Below are 26,193 nucleotides of genomic sequence, written 5' to 3' on the forward strand. Positions count from 1 at the left end.
CAACATCTGTTGCCGCTAACGATCCGTGAGACAGCTTCAGGATTGGAAGTTTAAAGCCAAAGCATCATGGCTGAAATCGTCAGCAGGGCAAGATAATTGACCGCTCGTTTCTCATAGCGTGTGGCAATGCGCCGATACTGCTTCAATCGATTTAGCGTACGCTCGACCCGATTTCGTTCTCGATAGGCGGCGTGGTCAAAGCGAGTGCCCTGGCGAGATTCATTCGCCCGCCGGGGAATCATTGCGCCAATCCCCCGCCGTCGCAGATAGTCACGAATGGGTTTGCCGGTATACCCCTTATCCCCTGCAACCCGTTTCGAGTGGAGGCGGGGACGCCCCGGCCCCGCTCGCTTGACGGCCCCTCGCTCCATTAATGGCTCAACCATCGCGGCCTCATGACGCTGACCAACTGTGAGCGAGAACGTCACCGGTTTGCCAGACGCTTCGCAACGGAGGTGAATCTTGGTACTGAAGCCGCCTGGGCTATAGCCAAGAGCTTCTTGCTCGGCTGAACTGCCGCTAGCGCCAGCGGCGTGCTGATGCGCTCGAATCACGCTGCCATCGACAAAATGGAGCGTTCAGCCAAACTCCCCAGCCGTATTGGCGTGCTGCTGCAACCGCTCCAGGATCTCAGACCAAAGTCCGCGTTTGCGCCAGGCATAAAATCGTCCCGATACCGTTTCCCAGGCCCCATATCGGTCGGGCAAATTGCGCCAGGGGGCACCCGTACGTAAGACCCAAAGAATGCCATTGAGGGTAACGCGATGGTCATTGGGCAGTCGTCCGCCTTCAGGGCTCGGTTTAGGCATCAATGGCTGTAAGCGTTGCCATTGATCATTGGTCAAATCTCGTCGTGAAATAGGATTGCGTTCTGCCAAAGGCTGTCAGTTTAAGTGTACTAATCTACACTCCCATCGTATCGCCGGTTTTAAAACACTGCCTAGTCGCTAGAGTCAACCTCAATTTCTTCCCAAGGGTTGGAGTTGACATTGCGCAGACGCTTGAGCATCCAGTCAAAGCGAATGTTGCCCATGGAGAGCATATCGCCCATCTCGTCGAGCCCAGCCTCATTGGGGCTAGCCACCGGACGCCAGTGCTCGCCCTGGAGGTGCTTGACGGTGCTGCGCAGGCGGCTCGAGAGCAAAATAGCCAACGCTCGATAAAAGCGTGAGGCAAACCACATGTCATGCTGTAGCTTGTGACGCAGCTGACTACAGGAAATGGCCAGCACAATACCGGCTTCGAGGGCCGTTACCGTCGCCGAAGGCGGTTGACCATCCACAAACGACATTTCGCCCACCACCTCACCCGTTGCCAGCTGAGCAATGGGCTGGTCGCCCATGGCCGCCACCGAAACCTCTAAACTACCGTTTAGAATGAGGAAAATATCGTCGCAGGCGGCACCCTCACGAATCAACACCTCTCCCGGTTGCAGTTCTCGACGCTGACCAGCATCAATCAGCCAATCAACGTCTTCATCGTCTAAAACCCCGAGAATAAATACCACACGCTTCATGACTGCGGCCCCACGTCACAATACCCGAACCGCCCATGGCGGTGATAACAGCACCCACTGATCTGCACCCCAAGGACAGAGGCCAGCCGAGGAACATTGCCGTATCGCTACCTGATGTCAATCATGCCAGTTTTCTAACATAGCCTACGATGGGATGTAAGGAACATTGCTCTAGTATTGGTGTTCTGCAACAGTTCTCAACACCAGTTGAAGGATTGAGACTTGGCCTTCGGGCCGCCAGATATTGCCCATTCTCTACTTAAGTTTTCCATGACTACTGCGACTCCGGGGACGGCCATGGCAGCCTCGGCCCTCACCGACGACGTGGCTGTGCGAGCCTATTTTTTAGGCCAAAGTATTGATCTAAGTGCCCTGGCTAACCCCAACGGCCCAGCATTAGCTCCGTCGTCGCCGCTGATGGTGCCCGTCGGTGAGACCGGGCAGGGCGTGCTGTTCAGCTACGGTGCCGTAGTGCTATTTGGCCTTTCAGAATCGGCTGAGCAAGCCTTTGTTACCACTCTCAAGCCCCACATTGCAACCCCCATTGACCAGCCCGAAACCGAAGCCGCTACAATTCGCCTGGCCCCCAACAGCAGCGGCAAAGTGCAGGATGGGCTGATTTTTTTGTCGTCCCTTGATGGGCGTCACCTGCATCTAGTGGCCGATGTGATGGCTAAGAGCGTTGTCTTGGCCCACTACGAGATCGGTGCCGCCGCTGTGTTCGATCGCATTGAGCCCTACGCTGTGGAGCTACAGCACCAGCACCGCCCTAGCGTTCAGGGCGACCAGTTACTCAAGCAGATTGGCCAGACGTTGATGATTCAGCACAAAATTGTGGGTCGAGTCGAAATCGTCGATAAGCCTGAGCTGCTGTGGGAGTACCCTGAGCTTGACTTCCTTTACCACCGCCTGGAAGACGAGTACGAAATTCGCGATCGCCACTCTGCCCTAGAGCGCAAGCTCGATCTGGTTAGCCGCACCGCTGAAACGGTGCTCGATCTCCAGCGGCACCAAACCGGCCTGCGGCTGGAGTGGTATGTGGTGCTGCTGATTGTGGTAGAAGTGCTGCTGTCGCTCTATGACCTGTTTGTTCGCCCCCGCTGAGGTTCCGATGGGAAAGTCTATTGTCGTGAATCAAACTGAGTTTGAGCAAGCGGTGCTGCAACCGTCGTTTGATCGGCCGGTGCTGGTCGATTTTTTTGCCACCTGGTGCGGCCCTTGCCAACTGCTCAAACCCATGCTCGAAAAGCTCGCCCAGGAATACGACTTCACCCTGGCCAAGGTCGATATTGACGCCAACCCCGATCTGGCCAAAGCCTTCAAAGTCGAGGGGGTGCCCGACGTGCGTGTTGTCACTCAGGGGCAGGTGCAGGAGGGGTTTGTGGGAGTGCTGCCCGAGCCGCAGCTGCGGGAGCTGTTGGCTGGTCTAGGTCTGCAATCCTCTCTGGAGCAAGATCTGGCGGCGTTTGAAGCCGCCCAGGTCAGTGGGGATAAAGCTGAGGTATTGCCCGCCCTAGCCACGCTGCTGACCCGCTACCCCAACAATGGCCAGATTTTGCTCAAGGCCGCCCAGGTGTACCTGGTGCAGGGAGATGATGCCCTGGCCAGCCAGTATTTAGATTTGATCGACCCGAGCGATCGCGCCACCGCCGACCGGGCCGATGGCATTCGAGGCCTGCTCACCCTGCGCCAGTCCTTAGCCGACTTGGGGAATTCTGATTTAGATATCGCCTACGGAGCCGCAGGGCAGGCAGCGCTAGAGGGCGATTTTGCCGCCGCCCTAGAGGGTTTTTTGGGGGTGGTGGAGCGCGATCGCACCTACCACAGTGACGCTGGTCGCAAGGCCATGCTCACCGTCTTTAAACTCTTGGGTAACGACGACCCCCTCACCCTCACCTACCGCAAACGCCTAATGCAAGCCCTTTATTGACCAAACCTTTACTTAGGAAAGTTTAAAGAATATCAGGCCAAAAGCGTTTGGTTAAAGCCACGACAGTTATTGTAAAGACAGTTCCCTAAGCTGATTTTTTAGCATTTTGGCCAACGCTACCTAATCGGTAAACCCTATGTCCCTCCTGGCACGCTGGCTTGAGTTTTTGCGATTTCTCGAAGGGCTGTTGGAGTTCTTAGACTTTCTCACCACCCCCCTGGGTCTGGTAGCCAGCGTGGGGCTGGGGTTCTATAGCCTGCTGGTCTTTTTGGGTGCCGATGCCTCAGCCGCCGCTACCCTAGCCGGCTCAGTCGCTTTGGGCCTCAGCTGCCTCATCACCCGCCCCGACTTCTGAGGCGATTGCAAAAACAGTTTCCCAGTGGTGGGCAGTGCCCACCCTACGGTGGCTACAGTCGCTGGATGAAAGCTGGTATCTTCTTTCGCAAAAATCTCCTGACGCCTACCGTCTCCATTCCCATAGATAGGCGCGATCAACTCAACACTTAAAACTAAGCACTCAGAACTCCTCTCATCTCCTTCCCCATCCTCACCACCGCCCCCATTCCCTCACCCGTTATGCTCCCCGCCGCCGAGGCCGAAGCCAAAATTCTCGATCTAATGCCACTGCCAACCGAGGTAGAGCTGGTTTCCCTAAACACCTGCCTGGGTCGCGTTCTCGCCAAGGCTATTCCCAGCCCGCTCGATTTTCCCCACTGGGATAACTCGGCGATGGATGGCTATGCCGTGCGCTACGAGGATGTGCAGGGAGCCAGTGCTGGGCAGCCCAAGGTGCTGACGCTGACGGAGACAATTCCGGCGGGGCGATCGCCCCAGCTACTCGTCGGCCCAGGCCAGGCCGCCCGCATTCTCACGGGCTCCATGCTGCCCGCTGGAGCCGACACCATCGTGATTCAAGAAGTCACCCAGCGCGAGGGCGATCGCGTTTTGGTGCTAGAAACCCCAGCGCCGCAGCAGTTTGTACGCCACAAGGGCAGCTTTTGTCGGGCAGGCGACCTGCTTATGGCCCCAGGCCTCTCCATCGGCGGGCCAGAACTGGCGGTACTGGCCTCAGCCCAGTGTCTTCAGGTGCCGGTATTTCCCCAGCCTCGGGTAGCAATCCTCTCCACGGGCGATGAGCTAGTGATGCCGGATGCGCCGCTTCAGCCGGGGCAAATTGTCGATTCTAACCAGTATGCGCTGGCGGCCTTGGTGCGGCAGGCGGGGGCAGTTCCCCTGCCCCTGGGCATTGTGCCCGATCAGCCCCAGGCGCTGAGGGCCGCAATTCAGTCGGCGCTGGCTCAAGCGGATGTAATTGTGTCATCCGGGGGCGTCTCTGTAGGCGATTACGACTATGTCGATGAGATTTTGGCGGAGCTGGGGGCGACGCTGCATATTCGCTCGGTGGCGGTCAAGCCCGGCAAACCGCTTACTGTGGCAACCTTCCCGGCAGAGGGGGGGGCTGCACCGCTGTACTTTGGCCTACCCGGCAACCCGGTGTCGGCCCTGGTGACGTTTTGGCGGTTTGTAGCCCCGGCGCTGCGGAAGCGATCGGGCCTAGCTACCAGCTGGGGGCCAACGTTTGTGCCCGCTACGACTCGCGATGCGCTGAAGGCGGGGGGCCAGCGAGAAACCTACCTGTGGGGAAAGCTTACAGCGACTCCCCAGGGCTACGAGTTTGGGTTAGCAGGCGGCGGGCACAACTCTGGCAATTTAATCAATCTGGCGGGAACAAACGCGCTGGCGGCGGTGCCGGTGGGGACAAAACTGATCCCTGCAGGAGCTACGGTTTCAGTAATGGTGGTGGGTTCTTAGCAGGTCGGCCCCTTCGACTCCGATCAGAGTACGGCGATCGCAGGCGGCTTAGGCTGGCTTTTTCTGGCCGATCGCCTCACAGACATACTCCATCGCCGCAGAGTTGAGGAGATCGGGGGCAACGGGCATCCAGCGATCGCTGCCCACGGGGCCATTGAACTCGACATCGCGAAAGCGGCGGCGATCGCAGTCATATTCGGTCAAATAATCAGTGCGCTGGGGCTGCCCAGAGCGGCGATCGACATAGTAACTAGCCACCCGCACATGTCCCTGTCCCCTAGGCTCGATAGAATCGACATCGACAAACTGCTGCTGCTGGCCTTGGCTGGCTTCGGCCACCGCCTGCCAGGTAGCAGCCAGGGCGCTGGTTGGGTAAACAGCCCAAGTCAGGGCTAGCCCTAAAACCAACGCAACCATCCTGCCCAGCCACCATTGCGATATTGGCCCCAAAGGCAACAGGACATGCTTAAAAAATTGCGGGCGTTGTTTCACAGGGGGCATTCTGGGAGTATGGTGGGCTCAAGTTCAGGCAGCGATGCCGCGATTCACGTAGCATTCGGGAACCGACTCGGAGCGAGTATCCATTCCGGAATCGCCCCACAGATCATGAGTTACCCCAGCCCGCTTAGTCAAGGCTATGGGGCGAGGCACAGGCAACAGGAGGCCAGCCGTGACCCGCAAAATTCGCACAATTACCAAAGTCATTGCGCGATCGGGGCAGGCTGATGCCCTCAAAGCGCTGATGATTGAAGTGGCTGAACTAGCCCGCGAAAATCCAGGCTGTCTGCGGTTTGAGCTGTTGCAGGGCAACGCCAACCCTGGAGAGCTGGTCAGCCTAGGAGAATGGCAAAACGACGCCGCGTTTCAATCCCATTTTCGCTCGGGATATATGGACGAGTTTATGCGCGAGATTCCTGAACTAGTCGATCATCCCCCCGATATCCAGTGGTACACGCTGGTGATGTAGGTGATGGGCTTTAAAGCGTAGGGAAAAACAGCGCCCGGTAAGCCCCAATCAACGCCTCACCCCAGAACAGCGTGAGCACGGCACCGATCGCTAAAAACGGGCCAAAGGGCATTGGCTGACGGCGGCTAATGAGTTTGAGGGCGATCGCCCCTCCCCCCACCGCTGCCCCCACCACACAGGCCAAAAAACCGCTGAGCAACACTCCCTGCCAGCCGAGCCACGCTCCCAGCATGGCCGCCAGTTTGGCATCGCCGCCCCCCATGGCCGTTTGGCCTAACGCCGCCGAGGCAAACAGAGTAATCAAGTCAAAAATCCAAATGCCCAAGACCGCTCCCAATATGCCGCCCAGCAGGCTTTGCATGGGGCTAGGCCAAGATTCACCCTGAAGCAGGGGCAGCAAAAACTTCACCCCCAAGCCGAGCAGCAGCCCCGACTGAGTGAGGGAATTGGGCAGCGTCAGAGTATCCACATCAATAAACGCCAGCGCCACCAGCCAACTCAGCAACAGCCAATAGCCCAGCATGAGCCAGGTGGGGCCAACCAGCCAAAACGTCGCCAAAAACAGCGCCCCGGTCAACGCCTCAATCAGCGGATAGCGAGGAGAAATCGCAGTGCGACAGTAGCGACAGCGCCCCCTGAGCCAGAGCCAGCCCAGCACCGGCACGTTGTCGTAGGGTTTGAGCTGGGTATGACACTTAGGGCAGCGAGACGGCGGGTGCAGCAGCGATAGCCCCGCAGGTACCCGGTAGATCACCACATTGAGAAAGCTGCCCACGGCGGCACCAAACAGAAACACAAGCGCTGAGGTGACGAGGGCATCCATAATAGGCAGTCGAACGGACAAAAGAACAATCGGGGATGTCAGAGCCAAACCAGTCGCGGGAGCATACCGTTGATTTTGGGGTTGTCCCAATTAGTGGTTGTCTCAATTAATTGACAAACTACTAGGTTTAGAATGCCCAGGACGCTGGGGATGAACGATCTGGCTAGGCGATCGGTCTATGGCCAGGCTCGAAAACCCAGCTTTGCGGGTGAAAAGCACTGTGAAATTGATGTCGTTGACCAAAATAGAGCAGGGACACTGCATTTGCAGGTTGTCTTGGTTAGCTCAACCTGGGCCAAAACGGGCATAGCAGAGCTAATGTCGGTGGCACTTGGGGGTAGGCCGAGGCCGCCAATGGTCTCAGGCCAACAACGCTAGCCCCCAGAACAAGGGCCGTTTTGAGTAGCTTACAGTTCATGGAGAATCCTTCGCTCTACCATAGGCTGAAGGGCGCTTACGGGGATATCAATATCAAAGATGATGAGGAACTCAATCAGCTCAATTCAGCAATCTAATGTCGCAAAACTAAAGACTTTGAACTTTCTCCCCTCGCCTGGGGTTCACCATCCCCTGCTCTGAGTTAGGAATGGCCAGACGGATTGAATGGGGCCGGTCTCGGCGGCCAAACCCTATCGCCTGGGCGCGATTGGTTTAGAATCACCACAGATAGCCCTTTATCTTCGATTTGGGAATGGCCCAGTCTTCTACACCTCGCCGCCCGCAGATCAGCCCCTGGGATCGTCTGACGACCTTCGCCACCAGCGAAACCGTTCTCTACGTGCTGAAACGCATTTTGCAGGCGGCCCTGACCCTGCTATTGGCCTCAGCCCTCAGCTTCTTTGTCATTCAGCTAGCTCCGGGTAACTTTCTGGATCAGTATCGCCAGAGCCCGCAGTTTTCGCCTGAGACTCTGGCACAGTTAGAGGCCCAGTTTGGCCTCGACCAACCGGTGTGGCGACAGTACCTCAACTGGCTCTACCAGATGATCTTTCACGGCAACTTTGGTTTGAGCTTTGCCTACCAGCGTCCGGTGGTCGATCTGCTGTGGGAGCGGGTGCCGAATACCCTGCTGCTCGCCTTGGCGGCTTTTTTGGTCACTTGGCTAGTCGCGCTTCCCATGGGCATTGTGAGCGCGGTCAACCAAAATCGCCCGGTCGATAAAGTGTTGCGGGTGCTGAGCTACCTGGGCCAGGGCATGCCCAGTATTGTGACCGGCCTGCTGCTGCTGTTCTTTGCCCAGAGCGTAGCGCCGCTGTTCCCCATTGGCGGGCGCACTAGCATCATCCACGATGACCTCAACTGGTTTGGCAAGATTGTCGATGTGGGCTGGCACCTAATTTTGCCGACCCTGGCCCTCAGCATCACCAGCTTTGCCGGGCTCCAGCGCATTACCCGAGGGCAACTGCTCGATGTGCTGCGCCAAAACTATATTCAAACCGCCCGGGCCAAGGGACTGTCAGAAAATCGGGTGGTCTATGTCCACGCCCTGCGCAACGCGGTGAACCCGCTGATTACTCTCCTGGGCTTTGAGTTTGCTGGCCTGCTGGGCGGCGCATTCATCACCGAAACCTATTTCAACTGGCCTGGTCTGGGAAAACTGACCCTCGAAGCGGTACAGGCCCAGGATTTGTATTTGGTGATGGCGAGCCTGATTATGGGGGCGGTGCTGCTGATTATTGGCAACCTGCTGGCCGATCTGGCGCTGAGCTTTGTCGATCCTCGCATTCGCCTGTCGGATATTAACTGAGGCAGCTAGAACGTATGGTTTCTCAGCTCTACTACTTGCTGCGATCGCGCGCCGACGGCAGCTATCTGGTAGCTCGCCCCCACGGGCTGGGCAGCCCTGACCAGCCGCCGCCTACGGGGTTTCTGCTGGTGTTTACCGCCGACTACGATGCCCTCAGCTATCTCAACGCCCATGCCCCCGAACTGAGCGACAAATTTGCGATCGAAACCATCACTGCCTCAAGCCTCAAACCCTTGATCAACCGCTGGGATTTTCAGGGTTTAGGCATGGTCAATGACCCTCGACTGCCCCAGGTCGAGTTTTTCAACCGCAGCTAAACCCCATTCAACGCCAGCAAGGTAACAAGCCATGGCTGATAGAACCCAGTACCTGCTGGCACTCGTACAACGCAGCGTTAGGCCTTATATCGCCAATCCCAAAACAAAAGCGGTTATGGTCTCAGGCTCAGTGGCCGAGGGGCGATGCGATGAGTATTCAGACTGCGACGTGATGTTGTACTACGATGAGTTGCCCACTGAAGCCGAATTGGAGCAGGCGCGGCAGCAAAATCAGGGTGCAGAACTGATTGAGTTGTTGGGCGATCGCCAGTCGGGTGCGGTTGGCGAAACGTTTAGGCTAAACGGGGTGGAATGCCAGTTTGCCCACACTGCGATCGCCCAGTGGGAAGCAGAAATAGCCTCCGTACTGGAAAAATTCGAGATTCAACCCGGCATCATGAAAATGCTGCACGGCACCTTGATCGGCATACCGCTTTACGGAGAAGCCCTCATTCATCAGTGGAAAGCCAATATTGCCAAGTACCCCGATCCACTCGCCCAAGCCGTGGTGGAGCACCATCTCATTTTTTTTGCCCTGTGGGGCATGCAGCCAAAGCTGGCTCGGCGCGATGCTACCCTCTGGTATCACCAAATTCTGATTGAGTCTGCTCAAAATATTCTCGGTGTACTGGCGGGGTTGAACCGCCTGTATTTCTCAACGTTTCAATTCAAGCGCATGGGCACCTTGATCGAGCAAATGGAGATTGCCCCTCAAAATCTTGCGCTACGGCTGGAAGGTTTATTTCACCAAGAGGCATCTACCGCAGCCCTTCACCTGAAAGCCTTAGTGCAAGAGACTATAGCAGTGGTCGAGACCCACATGCCCCAGGTAAATACCGCGTTCGCCAAACGGCAGCTAGGCTGGAGACAGCAGCCGTGGCAAATTCCTTCAGCAGATTAAAGGCCAGACAGATCCTAGACTCATGACCCCGGATTCTGGCGAGTAAAGAGCCTGAAATAAAGTCCCTGAGCCAGTTCTTTAATCGGAAACAACAGATAGGTCAGCGGGTTAATGGTAACAATGATGTTGCGCACGTTGCGCTTGGCTAGAGCCACCACTGCCCAGGCCACCCAGTCGGCAGACATCACCCCAATCGGGTTGAGGCTGCTCTTAAACGGCCCCAGAACCACCTTGCGCACTACGCAGGGGGCATCGAGCCGTCGCAGACTGACCAGGTCGCCCATCAATCGCTTAGACAGTTCGTACAGGGGGCTAAAGGCCGGGTTGACCTCGGCTTCGGAGGTGTTAACCCAGACTTCCTTGGTAGCCCGTTGGGGTGACGTTTCCACCGTGCCAAAAAAGACTTCCATCAAACGATGGCCTGAAAGGGCGTTAGCCTCCAGCGATGTGTGAATGGCCTCTGGGGTGCGATCGCCGTGCACATTCAGCCCGTGGTTCAGAATGAGAATGTCTACTTTCTTGAAGGCGTCGCGCAGGTCGGCCTCGGCTCCGGGCTGCCACTGCCAACAGGTGACCCCCTCCTCAAAGGTAGCCTCAATGGAGGTCGTGAGGGCAATGGGTCGGGCCTTTTGGCGGATCAATTCTTGCAGCAGCGCCCGGCCCAGGGTGCCCGACGCGCCGGTAACCGCCACGGTCTTGCCCTTAAGGGAAACAGCAGTGCCCATTAGCTTATCTAGAAAAGTAAAGTATCCGGCAAAGTAGGCGTTGGTGTCGTCGAAGTGGTGCCGCCAGTGATAGGTGCGGTTGACCCGCCAGTTGCCAGGGATAGTGGTCAATTCGCCGGGTTCGTGGGTGAGGTCGGTGGTGAGCAACCAGCCCTGGGACCGCGCGATCGCCGCCATCAAAAATCCCAGCCCGTATATTGACCCCAGCCACAGCCCAGAGATGTCGGTAGAAATCGCTAGCCCCGCCAGTACCCCAGTCATGACGATGGCTTCGGGGGTGTCATTGTAGAGCTGAGCCTGGCGATAGAGGTCGGGGCTAACGGGGGTGAAATCTTTTTTGTAGGCCCGGTGGTGCCAGTTGTGGAGGCGCATGAGGGGCGGCCAGTAGTGGCTGACCATATGATAAATATCGCGCACCGCCTCTGCAATTAGGATCGCGATCGCGCCCCACAATCCCTGCAAAACAACCGTTTCAAGCGGCATACAAATTTCCACACCATGTCGAGCAATTCACATTCTGACACGACTTGCTGCGGGGTGCAGACCTCTAAACAGCAGCAGAGCCCCGAGGCTAGCCCCGGAGCTCTGCTGCCTATTACAGATGAACAAGGCTATACCGAAGGTTCAGCCGCTGCAGATGGAGAACCCACCGGGCGAGAAACCTCAATGCCATTTTCTTCGAGCACCACTATTGGGTCGCTGCCTCGCATGTCAATGCGCTTCACTAGCACCTGCCCATTAGACACTCGCTGACCGGCCCTGACGTACTGGCTACCAGCAGAGGTCTCTACCACGGCAAAATTTTCACTGCCAATGGTCATCACCCCGGTGACGAGGACGGCCTCAGCCAGAGTGGGCTGGGGCAGCTGGGGCAAAGGAGCCAAGGGCGGTCGAGTAGCTGGTTGTTGTCCCCCTGCCCCTGAGCTACCGGGGGAGGCACCACCCCCACCGGGGGTGCCAGAGGTGCCAGGGGCCGTGGCTACAGGCGATCCGGTACCACCACCACCGCCGCCCCCGGTCGTAGCGCCAGCTCCTCTGGTCGGTGCCGCAGCAGTAGCCGTACCAGGGGTTGCGCCCCCCGTTGGCGGGGTAGGCGGGGCAACAACCGGCGGCGGCGGGGGCGGAATGGGCACTACAGCGAAGGGATCGATACGGCTGTTATTGATCTGCTGAAGGCGTTCGTTGGGGTCTGTAGACTGAATTAGGTCGGCCCGGGCGATGGGCGACAGCTGAGGCGCAACGGGCACCAATGGCTCCGCAAATTCCTCTTCGGCAACCACCTGCTCGTCAGGTATAGGGATCGACTCTATGGGAACTTCTTCAGCGGGAATGCTCTCTTCGAGGGGGGCACCGGCCTGCTGCGCTCGCTGGGCAATAAACCCACCCAAGAAGGGAATCGATGCCAGCATGGACAACAGCCCCCCTAGGAATATCAGGAAGCTGTTTCGAGCCCACTTGCGGCCTCGAAACTTAATCCAATAGACAAAGAGAGCAAAGGGGATAAACAGCGACAGCAAACCCCAGACAGGGCTGACCTGAAACGCGTCTATAGCGCCAATAAGGCTGCCCACAGTAGCCAGCAAAGCGCCGAGAATAATTAAGACTAAAAACGCGATCGCCCCCATGGCTGAGCCTCCTTGCTTCCTGAGCCGATGTTCCTAAACGATAGCTCAATTCTGACGATGCAGAGCGTTTTAGGCGGTTTCGTCTTCGTTAGACACCATTAGCACCTGAAGATGCTTTAGCCCCTGCTTCACGCGGCGCGATACGGTAACGGCGCTAATCCCCATGCGTTCGGCCGTTTCTTTTTGGGTGAGGTCGTAGAGAAAGACAAATTCCAGCACTTCGCGGGTGCGCTGCTCAAGCTGGTGCAGAGCCTGCTGGAGGCGAAGTTGATCTTCCTGGGCCAGCTGAAAACTTTTGTATTTGAGGTCGGGCAGCAGGTCGCCCAGACAGCCTGACTCTTCATCTTGCACTGGGGCGTCGAGGCTCAGCAGAGAGCGGTTGCGGTTGGCCAGCTTGACTTCTTGCCATTCGGCGGCAGAAATATCGAGGGCAGCGGCCACCTCAGCATCGCTGGGCAAACGACCCATATCGGCTTGCAGCTGGCGAATGACGCGGGCCGACTGGCTTTGCAGCGCCTGCCACCGACGCGGAATGCGCATAGAGGTGCTTTTATCGCGCAGGTAGTGCTGAATTTCGCCGCGAATGTAGGGAATCGCAAAGGAGCTAAAGGCATAGCCCTTGCCCATGTCGAAGCGCTCGATGGCACGAATCAGCCCCAGGCTGCCCACCTGCATGAGGTCGTCGAAGGTCTCGTTAGATTGCTGTAGCCAGCGGTAGGCCTCGCGCCGCACTAGCCCAATGTTGAGCTGCACTAGCTGATTGCGCAGATTGAGGTCAGGATTGCTCTGATAGAGCCGCAGCAGCTCTAGGGTGCTGCCTTTAGCTTGAAATCGAGAAGTGGCGACCATGGCGATCTCAGGAAGTGTTGAATCCAGTCGGGTAAACCGAGAACTATGCTGCCTGACGGAAAAGCCCCGAACAGTAACAGAGGTAGTCATGGGATGCAGCGGCAAATTGTCTCTTGCCGCTGCATCCCTAGGGCTCTCTGTTAACGACAAGGCTGTGCATAACAGGATCGTGTGCTCGTGATATAAGCCTAAGGGCCGACGGAAGGGGCCACAATGGCGTAACTACGGATACCTATGGACTCGCCTCACTAGTATAGAAGCTGGCGATTCTGTTCTAAAGTCTTCTGGCCCTGGCCAGAAGCGCCAGGGTCTCAAGGGGCCGAGCTGGGGTGCCTATCCTCAGATTTCGTTGGGTGCTAAGCCTTGTGCTGCAATGGCTGTAGCCTTGTTTACGTAATTTCTATGGCCCTGTAAATTTTTGACGAAGTCTGCCAATTCCTACGGAGCCGACGGAGTGAATCTTATTCTTTTTGTAATTGCTCCTTTGACTTAGGCTTGGCTAGCTAGATCAAAGACCCGTATTTTCCCTGGAGACGAGTCAGAACCGTTACATAAGTTTGGAGTTGGTGCTCACGTTAGGCACAACAGCGTGTGACCTTTCTCACCCGAAACTCATTTACAGGAAGCAAGGCGGTGACAAAATGGCGTCAGGCTGGCGATCGCCAGCTCGTAATCTAGAGCTTAATCGCATGGTTTTCTTTCAGTCTCGCCCCGGCTGGCAGCTGCCGGAGTCTCGGGTGACAGCCGAGGGGGTATTTTGGCAGCGGCGACGGTTTATGAAGTCGCTGATTGGGGCAGGGGTGGGCTTTGCCGCTGCTTCAGCCGGGGCCTGTCAGCGATCGACGACCATGGATGCAGACCTGGCGAAGACCCTGGGAGAACCGCTGAGTGGGGTGAGGCTCAACAGCGCCTTTGCCGATGCTGGCCGAGAGCCGACGCCGCAAATGTATGCCAGCAGCTACAACAATTTCTACGAGTTTGGCGGGAGTAAAAACATCTGGGCCAGCGCCCAAGCCCTGCCGACCGATCCCTGGCCTCTAGAGGTGACGGGGCTGGTAAAAAATCCTCAAACCTTTAGCTTGGATGACTTAACTCAGCGCTTTGCCCTAGAGGAGCGCATCTACCGGTTTCGCTGTGTAGAAGCCTGGGCGATGGTCGTGCCTTGGATTGGTTTCCCGATGCGCGATCTGATGGCGGCGGTGGAGCCGACTTCAGCAGCTAAGTACGTTCGGTTTACCTCCTTCTATGACTCGGCGGTGTGCCCTGGCCCCAGTCTGGGCTTTGCCCGCGACCTGCCCTGGCCCTACACCGAGGGGCTAACGGTGGAAGAAATGGCCAATGACTTAGCCTTTTTCGCGGTGGGCGTGTACGGGCGTACTCTGCCCAAACAGCACGGTGCCCCAATCCGGATGGTAATGCCCTGGAAGTACGGGTTTAAGGGAGCTAAGTCGATCGTCAAAATTGAGTTTGTGGCTGAGCAGCCCGCCACCTACTGGAATACGCTGGCCCCCAATGAGTACAAGTTTGAGGCCAATGTAGAGCCCGATGTGCCTCATCCTCGCTGGTCGCAGGCTAAGGAGCGGTTGGTGGGGGAAAGCACGGCGCTGTTTACCTGGGAGGAGCAGCCGACGTTGATCTACAACGGCTATGGGGAGTATGTGGCGGCGTTGTATGGGTAGGTGGGTGAGTGAGTAGGTGAGTAAGTGAGCGGGTAGGTGAGTGAGGCAATCCAAAATCGCCTATCCAAAATCCAAAATTGGGACTTAGGCGGCGATCGCAGCCCGAATCACTTCTTTATCCAGATCTTTACCAATGACGACCAGTCGGGTTTGGCGAGGTTCGGCGGCTTGCCAAGGGCGGTCAAAAAAGGAGTCAAACCGCTGGCCAACGCCGTGGACTACCAGGCGCATAGCTTTGTTGGGCACATCCACAAAGCCCTTGATGCGGTAGATTTCGTGGGTGGCGGCCAGGGTTTCTAACCGCTTGACTAGAGCCTTGGGGTCAAAACTTTGATCAAGCACGATGGGAATGGCCACAATGTCGTCGTCGTGGTCATGCTCATGCTCATGGTCATGGTGGCTGGGGCGGCTGTCGAGGTTGTCTTCGACGGCGGCGTTAAAGCCCAGCAGCAAATCAGGGCTGATGGGGCTGCTGCCCTCGCCTCCAGCTAGACCTAGCACTTTGACGGGGCGGGGCAGCTGCTGGGTGAGCCAGGTTTCGATGCGGGTGCGATCGCCCTCACTCACCTTATCTACCTTGGTCAGCAGCACCAGGTCGGCGCAGTTGAGCTGATCCTCAAACAGTTCTTCGAGGGGTGTTTCGTGGTCGAGGCTGTCGTCGGCCTGGCGCTGGGCTTCTAAAGCGGGCAAGTCGCCCACTAGGTCGCCAGCGGCAAGGGCTTCACAATCAACCAGGGTAATGACGCTGTCAACGGTGGCGGCGGTGCGAATTTCGGGCCAGCGAAAGGCTTGCACCAGGGGCTTGGGCAGGGCGAGGCCAGAGGTTTCGATCACAATGCAGTCGATCTGGTCGCGGCGGGTCATGAGCTGCTGCATGGTGGGCAAAAACTCTTCCTGCACAGTGCAGCAGAGACAGCCGTTAGTGAGTTCGAGAATGTTGGTTGCAGCGGGTTCGGTGATCTCATCTTCATCACACACCTGACAGCTGCGCAGCAGGTCGCCGTCGATACCCACTTCGCCAAACTCATTGACCAGCACAGCAATGCGCCGCCCCTCGGGGTTTTGCAGCAGCTGGCGAATCAGGGTAGTTTTGCCCGCCCCCAAAAAGCCGGTAATGATGGTGACTGGAATTTTATGCATAGCCTTCACAATTCGCCGACCCTCAACCTATCACAGCGGCTGCCAGAGAGAGGGGATAACCCCCATCGCGGCGCAGCGGCGCAGTCGTCAGCGCTGGAGTAAATTATTCGGCATCCCCCACCCACGCCTGGTTTACCTCACCAAAGATGGCGCTGGGGTGGCAGTAGTACTTGAACTCCAGCAGGTTAAAAAACGGGTCCTGCAAAAAGAAGGTGCGGTGTTCTAAGGTGCTGCCTGCAAAGCGCCGCTTTTCGCCTTGATAAAAGGTGAGCTGCTGATCTTTGGCCCGGTGCAGCAGCGTTTCCCAATCGGTTTCGGCCAAAAAAACCAGGCCAAAATGGCGGGGGTAAATGCCCTTTTGCGGGGCCAGCTCGTCGGTGGCGTGGGCCACGAGCTGATGGCCGTAGAGATTGAGAATGAGAGAGTTGGCCGTTTCTCGCCCTGGCTCGCAGCCCAGCCCGGCTACGTAAAACTCCTTTGCCGTAGAAACGTCGGCAACAGGAAAAGCCAGGTGAAATAGAACGGTAGAGGATTCCATAAGGATTTGTAGGCAGGATCGGCGAGGGCAAAGGTTCCCCTCACAATAATCTAAGGTTTAGGGGTGGGCGGCGATCGCATGTGTCTAAGCGACGGCTTCGCGATTCGCTCCGGAATCGACGGCGCTGAGCAGAGCTTTGAGGGCGGTGTCTTCAGCCTGACTAATCTGCTGGTCGAGCAGGGCGATGTGAATCGCTTTAGAGAGCACAAAGGCGGCCACTTCGGGCTCCAGTTGCTCAACTAACAGATCCATGGGCATCGGCACCTTCAGGGCTGAGTGAATACCCGTCAGCATCGATTCTTCCATGCCCAGGGCCATTAGTCTGGGACGCAGGGCGGGCCAGTCTGCGAGGGGGTCTTGCCCACTGGCGTGGAGAATGGAGGCCAGCAGCCGCTGCACCTTGCTCTGCTGGGCCGGGGGCATGGCGGTGTAGGTGAGAGCATCCACGGCGGGGGTAGTGTCTACATCCCGATTGAGGTTGTCGAGAATTTTCTGCCATTCGGCTTCGGTGCACTGCTCGGGCTTGCCCACGCAGAGCGATACCTGAATGCGGTCGCCGGTGGTTTGCAGCTGCGTCACCTCGGCGTGAATGCCCAGATAGCCGAGCCACTGCGACACCATACCCACCAGCTTGCCGCTGGCCGACTGGGCCTGGGCCAGCATTTGCACTTGGGTGCGTACCAGGGGGCGAACGAGCTGTACCAGCATAGGGCTTTCCTCAGAACCGTTTTGATCTTACACAACCCCTTAGCCTTCGACAGTAGTGCAGTACCCCATTGGACGGTTAGCCAGAGAGCCGCAGCGTTGTGGTTCAGACCATCGCGCCCTGGGCTTGGGAATAGAGATTTGGTTCAATCCGCGTTTTGCCGATTAGGCATCCTGTGTGACTGTGGACGGCCAAGACGGCTAGCTCACGCGGTTGAATCCTTGATGCTTAGTTGACTGGCCCGAGGCGATCGAGGGGCCAAAACCGAAACCGGGCGCGGCCAATGATGTTTTGCTGGGGCAGCCCACCCCATACGTGGGAGTCGTTGCTGTCGTTGCGGTTGTCGCCCATGACAAACACCTGTCCTGGGGGTACGGTGACGGGTTCTAGGGTGTAAGCGGGGGCTTCGAGGGTGTAGCTCTCTTGCAGCGGTGCGCCGTCCACGATGACCTGCCCTTGGCGCACCGCGATCGTTTGGCCAGGTTCGCCAATCACCCGTTTGATAAAGGCTTGACGCGCTTCATACCCCAGCCGAGCCAGCTGCGGGGGCGGCGCAAATACCACAATGTCGCCTCGGTGGGGCGGCTGCCAGCGGTAGCTAATTTTTTCGACCAGCAGGCGATCGCCGATGTGCAGCGTCGGATCCATAGAGTTGGAGGGAATGTAGCGGGGTTCAGCGATTAGCACCCGTACGGTGAGGGCTACCGCTAGGGCGATCGCCAGCACCCGAATGTTGCTCCACTGCCCTGCCCACAGCGATCGCCAGCGTGCCCAGGCCGAGGCCTCTGCGGGCGGCGCTTTCTCCTCGACGGGGGGATTGGGTGGGGTAGATTTCGGTAGCTTAGGATCCATCGGCTTGTCGTTGTCAAGATATGGGGGCGATTTTCGTCCCTTCCACCTTACAGTCCTGGGGACATGGCCCTGAGCTCAGGGCTGAAATCGGAATTCTACAACGGCCCCGGTGTTTTCATTGAACTGCTCGTAGCTGGTGATACCCCGTACGGTGATTTGGTCGTTGATGCGATAGCGCACGCTAAACAAGGCGGGGGAGACATTCGTAAATACTTTTTGAACAGACACCGAGATACTGGGCGAGAAGTTGAAGCCCACCTCGCCGCCAATGTCGAGGGCACCCCCCTGCTGCCCTCCCGGTGGCGAGGCCGAGAACAGGCGCAGCTCGGTGCGGTCTAGCCCCGATCCGAGAAGACTTTGAAGGTTGTTGAGCAGGGCAGACCCGGCAAAAGCCAGCAGCCCTTGGAACCCATCGCCACCACCTGACACACTGCCCAACGTGGATTCAAGCGCCGCCAGCAGCCCGCCGCTGAGCAGGGCCACAATTTCACCCTCGGAACGGGGTGGGGTGCTGGATAGTTCTACGCCCTGCAAATTCACCACGCGGCTAACGCGGCCGTTGACGCTGGCGCGAATGCGCACGGTCTGTACCCCAGCCTGGGTGAGCCCCAACTGATCGATGCGAGACACGCTGATTTCGTTGCGGGGGAAGGGGGTGGCGACAGCCAGGGCATTGCCCGCCGCTGCGCTGTCGGGGACTGCTGCTGACAGATTGGCGACCAGATAGGGGTCGATGGTTTCATCGAGATCGCTAAACTCCGCATAATTTTCATCCCCTGTGAGGCGAAACTCGGTGGTGAGTAAGTTAATGCGGCCCGAGGGCAGGTTGATGCGGCCATCGGGCTTGACGTTGGGGAGGGTGCCCAACAGATTGAGCGTGCCTTCGGCCCGTACATCCACAATGCCAGGGATGGCCAGGCGCACGTTCTCGGCTAGCACCAGCCTAAAGTCTTCTAACACCGGAGGAATGGGGTCAAAGATGCGGGGTTCTGAGGTTGAGGCAAAGGATGTTGCGGTGCCGCCCCCTACACTCGTGTCAGGCAGGGTAAGCAGCCCGTCTGACAGCTTCACTTCGCCGTAGACCAAGGGCGGCAGTAAAAAGACGCTGCCGTCAACAACGACATTGCCATCGACCCGGCCCCGGTAGGTGCCGGCGGGGTTGCGCAGGTCAAGGGCAATGTTGTCGAGGGTAACGCGGAAGGGGTTGTCGCCCCCAGCCACTGGAGTGCCGTCCTCTTCTAAGGCTGTGCGGTCATTAAATAGGCCTGGCGCTAAATCTTGCACCGAGGGCAGCAGCTTGAGGTTGCCCTCAGCGACTACCTTGCCGTTGCTAAAGTCGCCCTCTAGATTTTGGAAGGCGAGTACTAGGCCGTTGGTGTAAACAGAGCTGCGGCGGATGGTGTCAGAGCCTTCGACCACGTCAATGCGGCCCTGAATGTTGGTGAGGGGCTCGGGCAGGCTACGGGAGCTGATGGTGACGCCTTCAAAGTTGGCATTACCGGTGACGTTGAGGGTGGTAAGGGCCTCCTGAATGGACTGATTGACGGGCCAGCGACCCTGCACCGCCAGGTCGAGGCTGGCCGGGCCTGATTCCCAGGTGATGGCACGGGTGAGCAGGTTGACCAGGGCAAAGCCCTCATCACGCACTCTGAGGCTGATGTCGACAGTGTCGGTGGCGGGCTGCTGACTGAGGCCGGGGAGAGTCAGGGGCACGCTGGCCACCAGGCGCAGCGGGTCGACCTGTTCATCAATGGCAACCCGGCTGATCAGGTTGAGGCGGGCGTCTTCGTACCGGAAGTTGGCGGTGGCTAAATCGATGGCGTTGCGGTTGATAGTAGCCTCGTTTACCGCCAGCTGGCCGCGCACCTGGGGAGCCGCCAGGGTGCCCGTGAGGGTGGCCCCGAGGTTGACTAGACCGTCAAGATTGTCGGGCAGGCGCAGGGGCTGGCGCAGCGCGTTGATGGGGACGTCGCTAACCTCCAGGCGCAGGGTGCGAGCCACGGGGTCGTCGGGACGCAAGCTGAAGTCGCCGTTCAGGGTGGCCAGGGCCACGCCCTGCTGGGTGGTGTCGGAAAAATCTGCGAAGTTGGAGCGCAGGCTGATCGGCTCAAGGCGAATGACGCTGTCTTGGTAGCTGCCTTTGGCAATCACTTCGTCGATGCGGTAGGTGGCACCGTTGCTGCCGTTGGCGTTGCCCCACACCCAATCGGCTCCGGCCAGGTCAAAGGTGATGTTGAGGGTATCGGGCACGGTGCCGCTGGCGGTAACTTTGCCCGAGAAGCGGCCGACAAATTCATCGAGGGGGGGCAGGGTGGCGGCCTCGCCCTGGGCCGCCAGCATATCCTTGAGTTCTTGAACTTCGGCCAGGCGACGGAGCTGATCGAGCAGGCTGGCGTCGCGATCGCCCGCCGGCTGCACTTCCCCTAGCGAAGCTAAATCGGCCTCAGTGGCCGGACGAAACCACTCGGGGGGGCTGAGCAGGTTAAAGCGAAAATCGGCCTGCTCAAAGATCAGAAAGGTTTGGAGAAGGTCTTGAATTTGGCCGTTGTCGACCACCAGCTCGCCGTTGATCTGGGGCTGGTCGCCCAGGGTATAGGTGCCGCTGGCCAGGTAGCGGCTGCTCCCAGAGGCCGACTCCAGCACCACACCGACCAGACCGATGACATTGTTGGCGTAGGTGACGCTGCCCTGTAGGCGACCATAGCGGTTGACCTCGGCTGGGCGCTCGGGGGCGGCGGGGTCAATGGCGACGGTGGTGCTTTCTCGGGGCAAGCGGAGATAGCCAACGCTGGGGTCTTGGATATCGAAGGTGGCCCGCAGGGTGGGCTGGCGCAGGTTGGCGACAATCTCGGCGGAAGTCACCAGGCCGCTGACGGTGCCAATGCCGTTAACGCCCCCCTGGGGCAGTCGAAGGTCGTCTAGGGGCAGGTTTGCGACCGTGGCGTAGAGATTATCCCCTTGGGTATAGCCCTCGGCTAGAGCCTGGCCGCTGCGCACCTCAAAGGCCAGATCGCGATCGCCCCCGGCGGTGGCTACGTAAACGCGATCGCCCCCGCCCGTCAGATCTACGGCCAGCGCGCCGCCCTGGTTGAAGGTGACGGGGCCGCTGAGGGGAGAGGCAAAGGCCAGATCGCCCGCCTGTAGCCCTACCAGCGAGGCGTTGCCGCTGAGGGCCAGCGCCCCAGGCCGCCCGCGCAGCCGCCCGTTAAAGAAGGCGTTCCCCGCCAGGGGAATCACCTGGGGCACGGGCAGGGCCGCCAGGCTAAAGTTATCCACGTTGAGATTGAGATCGAGGTTGGCGATCGCTGGAGCACCGGGGCCGCTGAGCTGCGGCGTAATCAAGCCACTGGCCTGTATCCCAGCGGTGCTAGCCTGCCGCACTAGTACCGACTGCCCATTCCAGGCCAGGTCGGCGGTGAGCGGGCCGCGCACCTGGGCCAGCTGGGGCGATCGGGCCGCCGCCGTTGCCAACCCATCCGAGAGGGATACCTGGCCTTGCCCCCTCACCCCCGCCAGGGTGAGGTTGTCGGTGCTGCCCGTAAGGCGAAAGCTGCCGCCAGCGGTGCCCTGGAGGTCGGGGGCAAAGGCCGCCATTTGCAGATCGCTGCCCCGCACGTTGGCGTTCCACTGGCCACCCGCCAGACTGGCATCGGTGAGTACGGTACCGCCCGCCAGGGCGATCGCGCCATTGCCCTGCCCCCGAATGCCCGCCAGACCGGGATTGTCGAGGGTGCCCGACAGCTGAGCGGTGCCGCTGGCAACCCCATCCACCCCGGATCCCAGACGACTGAGCTGGACTCCCTGGGCTCGCAGGTCGGCGTTCCACTGACCGTTGGCCAGCAGGCCTTCACCGGCTACGGTGCCCCCTGCCACCTGCACAAAGGTATCGGTAAAGCGCACCTGGTTGCCCGCCAGGCTAAGGTTGCCCTGGGCCGGGTAGTCGCCCATCGGGGCGCGCCAGCGGGCGGTGCCCACTAGCTGGTTGACAGGGCCATTGATTTCGGCCTCAAAAAACACCGGCCCCAGGGCCACCTCGTCTGACAGCCCATAGGCCTGGCCAATGCTGTCGGCGGGAATGCGATCGCCCGTCAGCGCCAGGGTCAGCCGCCCCGGCTCACCAAAGGTAAACACACCGCTGCCGGTCAGCGCACCGCCCCCCTCGGGCACCGCCAAGATCTGATCAATTTCCAGGTTGGGCGCTTTGAGAATGCCCGTGGCCCTGACTTCGCTAAAGGCCACCCGGTCGATAGTGATCTGATCCTGGGAGATCAGCTCGGTGGTAATTACCGGTTTGCCCAATGGCCCGGTCATGGTGACATCGGCCCCAAAGGTGCCGCTGGCCGCGATCGGCAGCTCTCTGCCGAACAGATCAGCGGCCTGGGCTACGGTAAACGGGTTGACCTGGCCGCTGAGGTCATAGCCCTCATCTAAATCAATAGTGCCTCCGGCCCGGGCCGTCAGGTCGCCCATACCGGCTGTGACATCCTCAAATTCAAGGGTGCGGCCCCGAAACCGAACATCGCCCTCAAGTTCTTGCAGCGGCTCCGGCATGTTGGGGTGAACAACGGTACCCTCGTCTACCTGCGCCGTGCCCACAAAGCTGGTGCGAACCCCTCTGCCGCTTTCAATATCCACCTGGCCGCTGACCACGCCGGAGGGAAACTGCACCGGCAGAGGATTCTCCAAGAAAGAATCAACCAGGGGCATGATGTCAGTGGCCCTGGCTTTCTGGGTACGCAGATTGAGGTTGGCCTGCAGGCCGGGCCCAGGCACTTCAGTCGGATCGATGGGGGAATCGGCGCTTTCGCTGGGCTCATCTGAGGGCGGAGGCAGTAGCACCGACCCCGTGAGATTGAGGCTGCCCCCCTGGATAGAATCACCGCTGAGGGTTAAATCGAGCTGCTGGGTTTCGAGGGGAGAATCGGGATCTGCCGGCGCCTCAATCAGGGTTTGGCTGAAGTCGACCTGGCCTTGGAGGTTTTCGATCGCCACCTGCACCGGCTCCACTTCCCCCTCTACGTAGGGCACCATGGTCAGCTGGGAGTCTTTGACGTAGAGATTGCCGAGCCTTACCTCAACCAAGGGATCCCGGTCGGGATCGCGATCGGAGAAATCCAGATCCAGGTCCAACCATTGCCGGTCGGCGTTTTGCTCTAGGTACAGCTCCCCCTGCTCTAGGGTGACGCTGAGGGGGAGTTCTCGCCGCCACAAATCCCACAGCCTAAACTGCACCTCTACGGCTTCTAAAGACAGGCTGTCTGGGTCCGTAGGTGTCGCTGGAATAGCAGATGGCCCCAGCCGCACTCCGGATAGACCGACGCGCTCAATCGGCCCTAGCTCCACCGGGCGATCGAGGGACTCCGATAGCTCTCTGGCGAGTAAGGGCACGAGATTATCCCGGCTCCATAGCCAGCCCCCCAAGGCAGCGGCTCCTCCCAACGCCAGCAGCGCACCGAGCAGCAGCCCCGCTGTGAGCCAGCGGCCGCTGCCCCCTGACTCTGGTTCTTGAGAAGGCTCTGGTTCTTGAGAAGGGGTCATACCCGTTTACGCCACCGCAGAACACCCAACAATAGTAATGAACTCCCCGACTTCTGCCTACCACCTCCGGTGAACTTAATGGTTGGCGTTCTACCGAATCAGACCTCAGGGAACGTAGACGACTATGGAGCTGGCTTTGTTCGCGCGGCAGCGGCCCGGTACAGTAAATAAAGTAATGCTGTTAGCGAGATAGGGCCATGGTGGTGTACGTGCTGTTGTTCAATGCCCGCACCGAGAATGAGGGCATTCATGCCGAAACCATGAACGGGCAAAATCTGATTTTGATGTTTGAACATGAGGACGACGCCATCCGCTACGCCCTGATGTTAGAGGCCCAAGATTTTCCGGAGGCCACTGTAGAGGGCTTTGACCAGGCCGAAATCGTAGAATTTTGCGAATCGGCTGGGTATGGCTACCGTCTGGTCCCCGAAGGCACGCTGGCGGTTCCCCCCGATCAAACCCTGGAGCAAATCACCTGGAACCCCGACGACCCCAACCCCATTGCCCCCCCCGCGAACAGCGCTTCGGCCACCGACGAGCATGGCATCTCCCAGGCTGAGCTTGACCGCATGCGCCAGCAGCTTGAGAAATTGCTCTAGGGTTACGGTGCGATGACGACGCCGATCTCAAACCTAGTTGCCCATGCCCGCCAGGGCGATGCCCGCGCGATCGCCCAGTTACTCACCCCAACGCTGGCACCAGGGGTTGTCGCCCGGGGGCAGTGGCGGGGCACAATGCTCTATCTCGATTTAGAGGCCGATACGGCGATCGCCCCAAGCCTGGTCGTGCCTCACATTCGCCGGGGGCTGCTGCGGCTGGAGTTAACTTGCCCCATCGATGGGGTGTGGGTAGCCGGGCGACGCATCGGCAGCGATACGGATGACTGGCAAGAGCGCTTTAGCCTCCAGGGCCGGTCTACCTCAACCGATACCCCGGCTGAAGGGGCGGCAGGAGATGCTGCGATTGGCGCGACACCCACTGCCCTGGCCGACGAGCCCGCTGACCCCGCGGCGCAGCCTCCAGTCGAATCGGCGGCAGCATCGATTCCCTCGCCGGCCGATGGTGCTTCACCGTCAATGCACGCCGCTACAGCAGGCGATCGGGCCGCTCGACCCAATACAACCCTAGTGGTGCTGACTCATCTAGTGCCGCTGATGAGCTATCTGGCCTTGGGGAGCCAGTGGTTAGGGGGCTGGCCGCTATTTTGGGGCAGTTCGTTTTTGCTGCCCTGGCGGATGGTGGCTCCCCTGGCGCTGCTTTTAATTAAAGGATCGGGAGCGGAATCGGAATCTGACCCCGAGGCTGCCTTTGTACAACGTCAGGCCAAGGCAGCGCTGAATTTTCAGCTGACGATGTTCATTGCCTGGCTAGTAACCATTGCGCTGATGTTTATTTTGGTGGGTTTTTTGCTGGTGGTGCCCCTGGCCCTGATTGAAATCGTCAGCTGTATTGTGGCGACAACCCAAGCCGCAGAGGGCAAGCCGGTTCGCTATGCGATCGCGATTCGGTTTGTGCGCTAGACGCGCCATCCCTTACATTAGCGGCAGTGTTTATGCCTTCTGGATGCCGCCCGTGACCGCCAATTCTCCCCTCGCCAACCCTGCTGACCCCGCCGATCGCGGCCACCTGCTGACCGAGCAAGCCAACCCCCGCAGCGCCCAGCTCGATCGCCTCAGCGCCCTAGAACTGGTCGATCTGTTTAATCAAGAAGATCAGCTCACCCTGGCTGCCATTGCTGGGGCACGGCAGGGGCTGGCGGCGGCGATCGACACAGCTACCGAGGCACTGCGGCAGGGGGGGCGGCTGTTCTATGTGGGCGCGGGCACCAGCGGTCGCCTCGGCGTGCTCGACGCGGCGGAGTGCCCGCCCACGTTTTGTACCCCGCCCGATCTAGTTCAGGGCATCATTGCCGGGGGGGCAGGGGCGCTGGTGAAAAGCTCTGAGGGGCTGGAGGATGTTGCTGAAGACGGGGCGGCGGCGATCGCCGATCGCAACGTGCAGGCCCACGATGTGGTGGTGGGCATCACCGCTGGGGGCACGACGCCTTACGTCCAGGGGGCGATCGCTGCTGCGAACCGGCGCGGGGCCACCACAGTGTTTATGGCCTGTGTGCCCGCCGACCAGGTGCCCACCGAGGCCGCCATCGATATTCGCCTGTTAGTCGGGCCAGAGCTGCTGGCGGGCTCGACCCGGCTGAAGGCGGGCACGGCCACCAAAATGGCTCTCAACATTCTCTCGACCGGGACGATGGTGCAACTGGGCAAGGTCTACGGCAACCGCATGGTCGATGTGGCGGTGACCAACACCAAACTGCGCGATCGCGCTCTGCGCATTCTCTGCGACCTCACTGACCTCGATCGCCAGGCCGCCAGTGACCTGCTCGATCGCAGCAACCAACAGGTAAAACTAGCCTTAATAATGCACCTGGGCCACCTGAATGCTGAGGCGGCAAGAGATCGTCTGGCCCAGCACCAGGGAAAGTTGCGCCAGGCTTTGGAGGCTAGGGTAAGCGGATAGGTGGAGAGCGG

The 26,193-nt window shown here is 59.2% G+C and carries 23 protein-coding genes and 1 pseudogene; 12 read left to right on the plus strand and 12 right to left on the minus strand.

The window, feature by feature from the left end:
* Nucleotides 1-50 precede the first annotated feature (50 nt).
* Together VB780_RS16930 and VB780_RS16935 are read right to left on the minus strand one after the other, a co-directional pair.
* A pseudogene (locus VB780_RS16930) lies at nucleotides 51-860 on the minus strand (IS5 family transposase).
* 80 nt (nucleotides 861-940) lie between these two features.
* Nucleotides 941-1,516 (minus strand): cyclic nucleotide-binding domain-containing protein, encoded by a 576-nt coding sequence (locus tag VB780_RS16935; RefSeq protein ID WP_323352351.1) that lies wholly within the window; start codon nucleotides 1,514-1,516, stop codon nucleotides 941-943.
* A gap of 270 nt (nucleotides 1,517-1,786) precedes the next feature.
* Here VB780_RS16935 and VB780_RS16940 point away from each other — a divergent pair, with 270 nt between their 5' ends.
* The 4 genes from VB780_RS16940 (at nucleotide 1,787) to glp (ending at nucleotide 5,258) form a co-directional block, all read left to right on the plus strand.
* Nucleotides 1,787-2,620 carry an RMD1 family protein gene (locus tag VB780_RS16940; protein WP_323352352.1) on the plus strand — a complete coding sequence of 278 codons (834 nt, stop codon included), beginning with the start codon at nucleotides 1,787-1,789 and terminating at the stop codon, nucleotides 2,618-2,620.
* A 7-nt stretch (nucleotides 2,621-2,627) separates the two neighbouring features.
* On the plus strand, nucleotides 2,628-3,446 hold the full coding sequence (locus VB780_RS16945) for a tetratricopeptide repeat protein (protein ID WP_323352353.1): 819 nt from the start codon (nucleotides 2,628-2,630) through the stop codon (nucleotides 3,444-3,446).
* A gap of 136 nt (nucleotides 3,447-3,582) precedes the next feature.
* The gene (locus VB780_RS16950) at nucleotides 3,583-3,801 is read left to right on the plus strand and encodes a hypothetical protein (RefSeq protein ID WP_323352354.1); all 219 of its coding nucleotides are present in this window, start codon (nucleotides 3,583-3,585) and stop codon (nucleotides 3,799-3,801) included.
* A 221-nt stretch (nucleotides 3,802-4,022) separates the two neighbouring features.
* Nucleotides 4,023-5,258, plus strand: coding sequence for a gephyrin-like molybdotransferase Glp (glp, locus tag VB780_RS16955; protein WP_323352355.1), 1,236 nt, complete (start codon nucleotides 4,023-4,025; stop codon nucleotides 5,256-5,258).
* A 48-nt stretch (nucleotides 5,259-5,306) separates the two neighbouring features.
* Here glp and VB780_RS16960 read toward each other — a convergent pair whose 3' ends face one another.
* Nucleotides 5,307-5,675: a hypothetical protein gene (locus VB780_RS16960; RefSeq protein WP_323352356.1), complete on the minus strand. Its 369-nt coding sequence runs from the start codon at nucleotides 5,673-5,675 to the stop codon at nucleotides 5,307-5,309.
* 253 nt (nucleotides 5,676-5,928) lie between these two features.
* Between VB780_RS16960 and VB780_RS16965 the strand changes: the two genes are divergently transcribed.
* Nucleotides 5,929-6,225 (plus strand): putative quinol monooxygenase, encoded by a 297-nt coding sequence (locus tag VB780_RS16965; RefSeq protein ID WP_323352357.1) that lies wholly within the window; start codon nucleotides 5,929-5,931, stop codon nucleotides 6,223-6,225.
* 10 nt (nucleotides 6,226-6,235) lie between these two features.
* Here VB780_RS16965 and VB780_RS16970 read toward each other — a convergent pair whose 3' ends face one another.
* Complete coding sequence (locus VB780_RS16970; protein ID WP_323352358.1) at nucleotides 6,236-7,048, minus strand: prepilin peptidase; 813 nt, start codon at nucleotides 7,046-7,048, stop codon at nucleotides 6,236-6,238.
* A 691-nt stretch (nucleotides 7,049-7,739) separates the two neighbouring features.
* On the opposite strand from VB780_RS16970, the gene VB780_RS16975 reads away from it, so the two are divergent.
* Genes VB780_RS16975 through VB780_RS16985 form a run of 3 tightly spaced genes read left to right on the plus strand, consistent with a single transcriptional unit; the run spans nucleotide 7,740 to nucleotide 10,013 of the window.
* Nucleotides 7,740-8,795, plus strand: coding sequence for an ABC transporter permease (locus VB780_RS16975; RefSeq protein WP_323352359.1), 1,056 nt, complete (start codon nucleotides 7,740-7,742; stop codon nucleotides 8,793-8,795).
* A 14-nt stretch (nucleotides 8,796-8,809) separates the two neighbouring features.
* Complete coding sequence (locus tag VB780_RS16980; protein ID WP_323352360.1) at nucleotides 8,810-9,112, plus strand: hypothetical protein; 303 nt, start codon at nucleotides 8,810-8,812, stop codon at nucleotides 9,110-9,112.
* 31 nt (nucleotides 9,113-9,143) lie between these two features.
* Nucleotides 9,144-10,013 (plus strand): hypothetical protein, encoded by an 870-nt coding sequence (locus VB780_RS16985; RefSeq protein WP_323352361.1) that lies wholly within the window; start codon nucleotides 9,144-9,146, stop codon nucleotides 10,011-10,013.
* Nucleotides 10,014-10,033: 20 nt separating this feature from the next.
* On the opposite strand, the gene VB780_RS16990 is transcribed toward VB780_RS16985, so the two are convergent.
* The 3 genes from VB780_RS16990 to VB780_RS17000 all read right to left on the minus strand — a co-directional run bounded on the left by VB780_RS16990 (nucleotide 10,034) and on the right by VB780_RS17000 (nucleotide 13,212).
* Complete coding sequence (locus tag VB780_RS16990) at nucleotides 10,034-11,221, minus strand: bifunctional sterol desaturase/short chain dehydrogenase (RefSeq protein WP_323352362.1); 1,188 nt, start codon at nucleotides 11,219-11,221, stop codon at nucleotides 10,034-10,036.
* A 128-nt stretch (nucleotides 11,222-11,349) separates the two neighbouring features.
* Complete coding sequence (locus VB780_RS16995; RefSeq protein WP_323352363.1) at nucleotides 11,350-12,363, minus strand: hypothetical protein; 1,014 nt, start codon at nucleotides 12,361-12,363, stop codon at nucleotides 11,350-11,352.
* Between the two features lie 69 nt (nucleotides 12,364-12,432).
* Nucleotides 12,433-13,212 (minus strand): RNA polymerase sigma factor SigF, encoded by a 780-nt coding sequence (locus tag VB780_RS17000; RefSeq protein WP_323352364.1) that lies wholly within the window; start codon nucleotides 13,210-13,212, stop codon nucleotides 12,433-12,435.
* Nucleotides 13,213-13,853: 641 nt separating this feature from the next.
* Between VB780_RS17000 and msrP the strand changes: the two genes are divergently transcribed.
* The gene (msrP, locus tag VB780_RS17005) at nucleotides 13,854-14,891 is read left to right on the plus strand and encodes a protein-methionine-sulfoxide reductase catalytic subunit MsrP (RefSeq protein WP_323352365.1); all 1,038 of its coding nucleotides are present in this window, start codon (nucleotides 13,854-13,856) and stop codon (nucleotides 14,889-14,891) included.
* An 84-nt stretch (nucleotides 14,892-14,975) separates the two neighbouring features.
* On the opposite strand, the gene cobW is transcribed toward msrP, so the two are convergent.
* From cobW to VB780_RS17030, 5 genes are all read right to left on the minus strand, one after another.
* Nucleotides 14,976-16,040: a cobalamin biosynthesis protein CobW gene (cobW, locus tag VB780_RS17010; protein ID WP_416349243.1), complete on the minus strand. Its 1,065-nt coding sequence runs from the start codon at nucleotides 16,038-16,040 to the stop codon at nucleotides 14,976-14,978.
* Between the two features lie 94 nt (nucleotides 16,041-16,134).
* Complete coding sequence (locus VB780_RS17015; protein WP_323352367.1) at nucleotides 16,135-16,569, minus strand: VOC family protein; 435 nt, start codon at nucleotides 16,567-16,569, stop codon at nucleotides 16,135-16,137.
* A gap of 84 nt (nucleotides 16,570-16,653) precedes the next feature.
* Nucleotides 16,654-17,277: a hypothetical protein gene (locus tag VB780_RS17020; RefSeq protein WP_323352368.1), complete on the minus strand. Its 624-nt coding sequence runs from the start codon at nucleotides 17,275-17,277 to the stop codon at nucleotides 16,654-16,656.
* A 226-nt stretch (nucleotides 17,278-17,503) separates the two neighbouring features.
* The gene (gene lepB, locus VB780_RS17025) at nucleotides 17,504-18,127 is read right to left on the minus strand and encodes a signal peptidase I (protein ID WP_323352369.1); all 624 of its coding nucleotides are present in this window, start codon (nucleotides 18,125-18,127) and stop codon (nucleotides 17,504-17,506) included.
* 75 nt (nucleotides 18,128-18,202) lie between these two features.
* Nucleotides 18,203-23,665: a translocation/assembly module TamB domain-containing protein gene (locus VB780_RS17030; protein WP_323352370.1), complete on the minus strand. Its 5,463-nt coding sequence runs from the start codon at nucleotides 23,663-23,665 to the stop codon at nucleotides 18,203-18,205.
* Between the two features lie 197 nt (nucleotides 23,666-23,862).
* Between VB780_RS17030 and VB780_RS17035 the strand changes: the two genes are divergently transcribed.
* Genes VB780_RS17035 through murQ form a run of 3 tightly spaced genes read left to right on the plus strand, consistent with a single transcriptional unit; the run spans nucleotide 23,863 to nucleotide 26,182 of the window.
* Entirely contained in the window at nucleotides 23,863-24,264 is a 402-nt protein-coding gene (locus tag VB780_RS17035) for a DUF3110 domain-containing protein (RefSeq protein ID WP_323352371.1), read from the plus strand.
* Nucleotides 24,265-24,276: 12 nt separating this feature from the next.
* On the plus strand, nucleotides 24,277-25,185 hold the full coding sequence (locus VB780_RS17040) for a DUF4870 domain-containing protein (protein WP_323352372.1): 909 nt from the start codon (nucleotides 24,277-24,279) through the stop codon (nucleotides 25,183-25,185).
* Nucleotides 25,186-25,237: 52 nt separating this feature from the next.
* Nucleotides 25,238-26,182 (plus strand): N-acetylmuramic acid 6-phosphate etherase, encoded by a 945-nt coding sequence (murQ, locus tag VB780_RS17045; RefSeq protein ID WP_323352373.1) that lies wholly within the window; start codon nucleotides 25,238-25,240, stop codon nucleotides 26,180-26,182.
* Nucleotides 26,183-26,193: the final 11 nt, after the last annotated feature.

This window comes from Leptolyngbya sp. CCNP1308, assembly GCF_034932455.1.
Taxonomy (GTDB): Bacteria; Cyanobacteriota; Cyanobacteriia; order Phormidesmidales; family Phormidesmidaceae; genus Nodosilinea.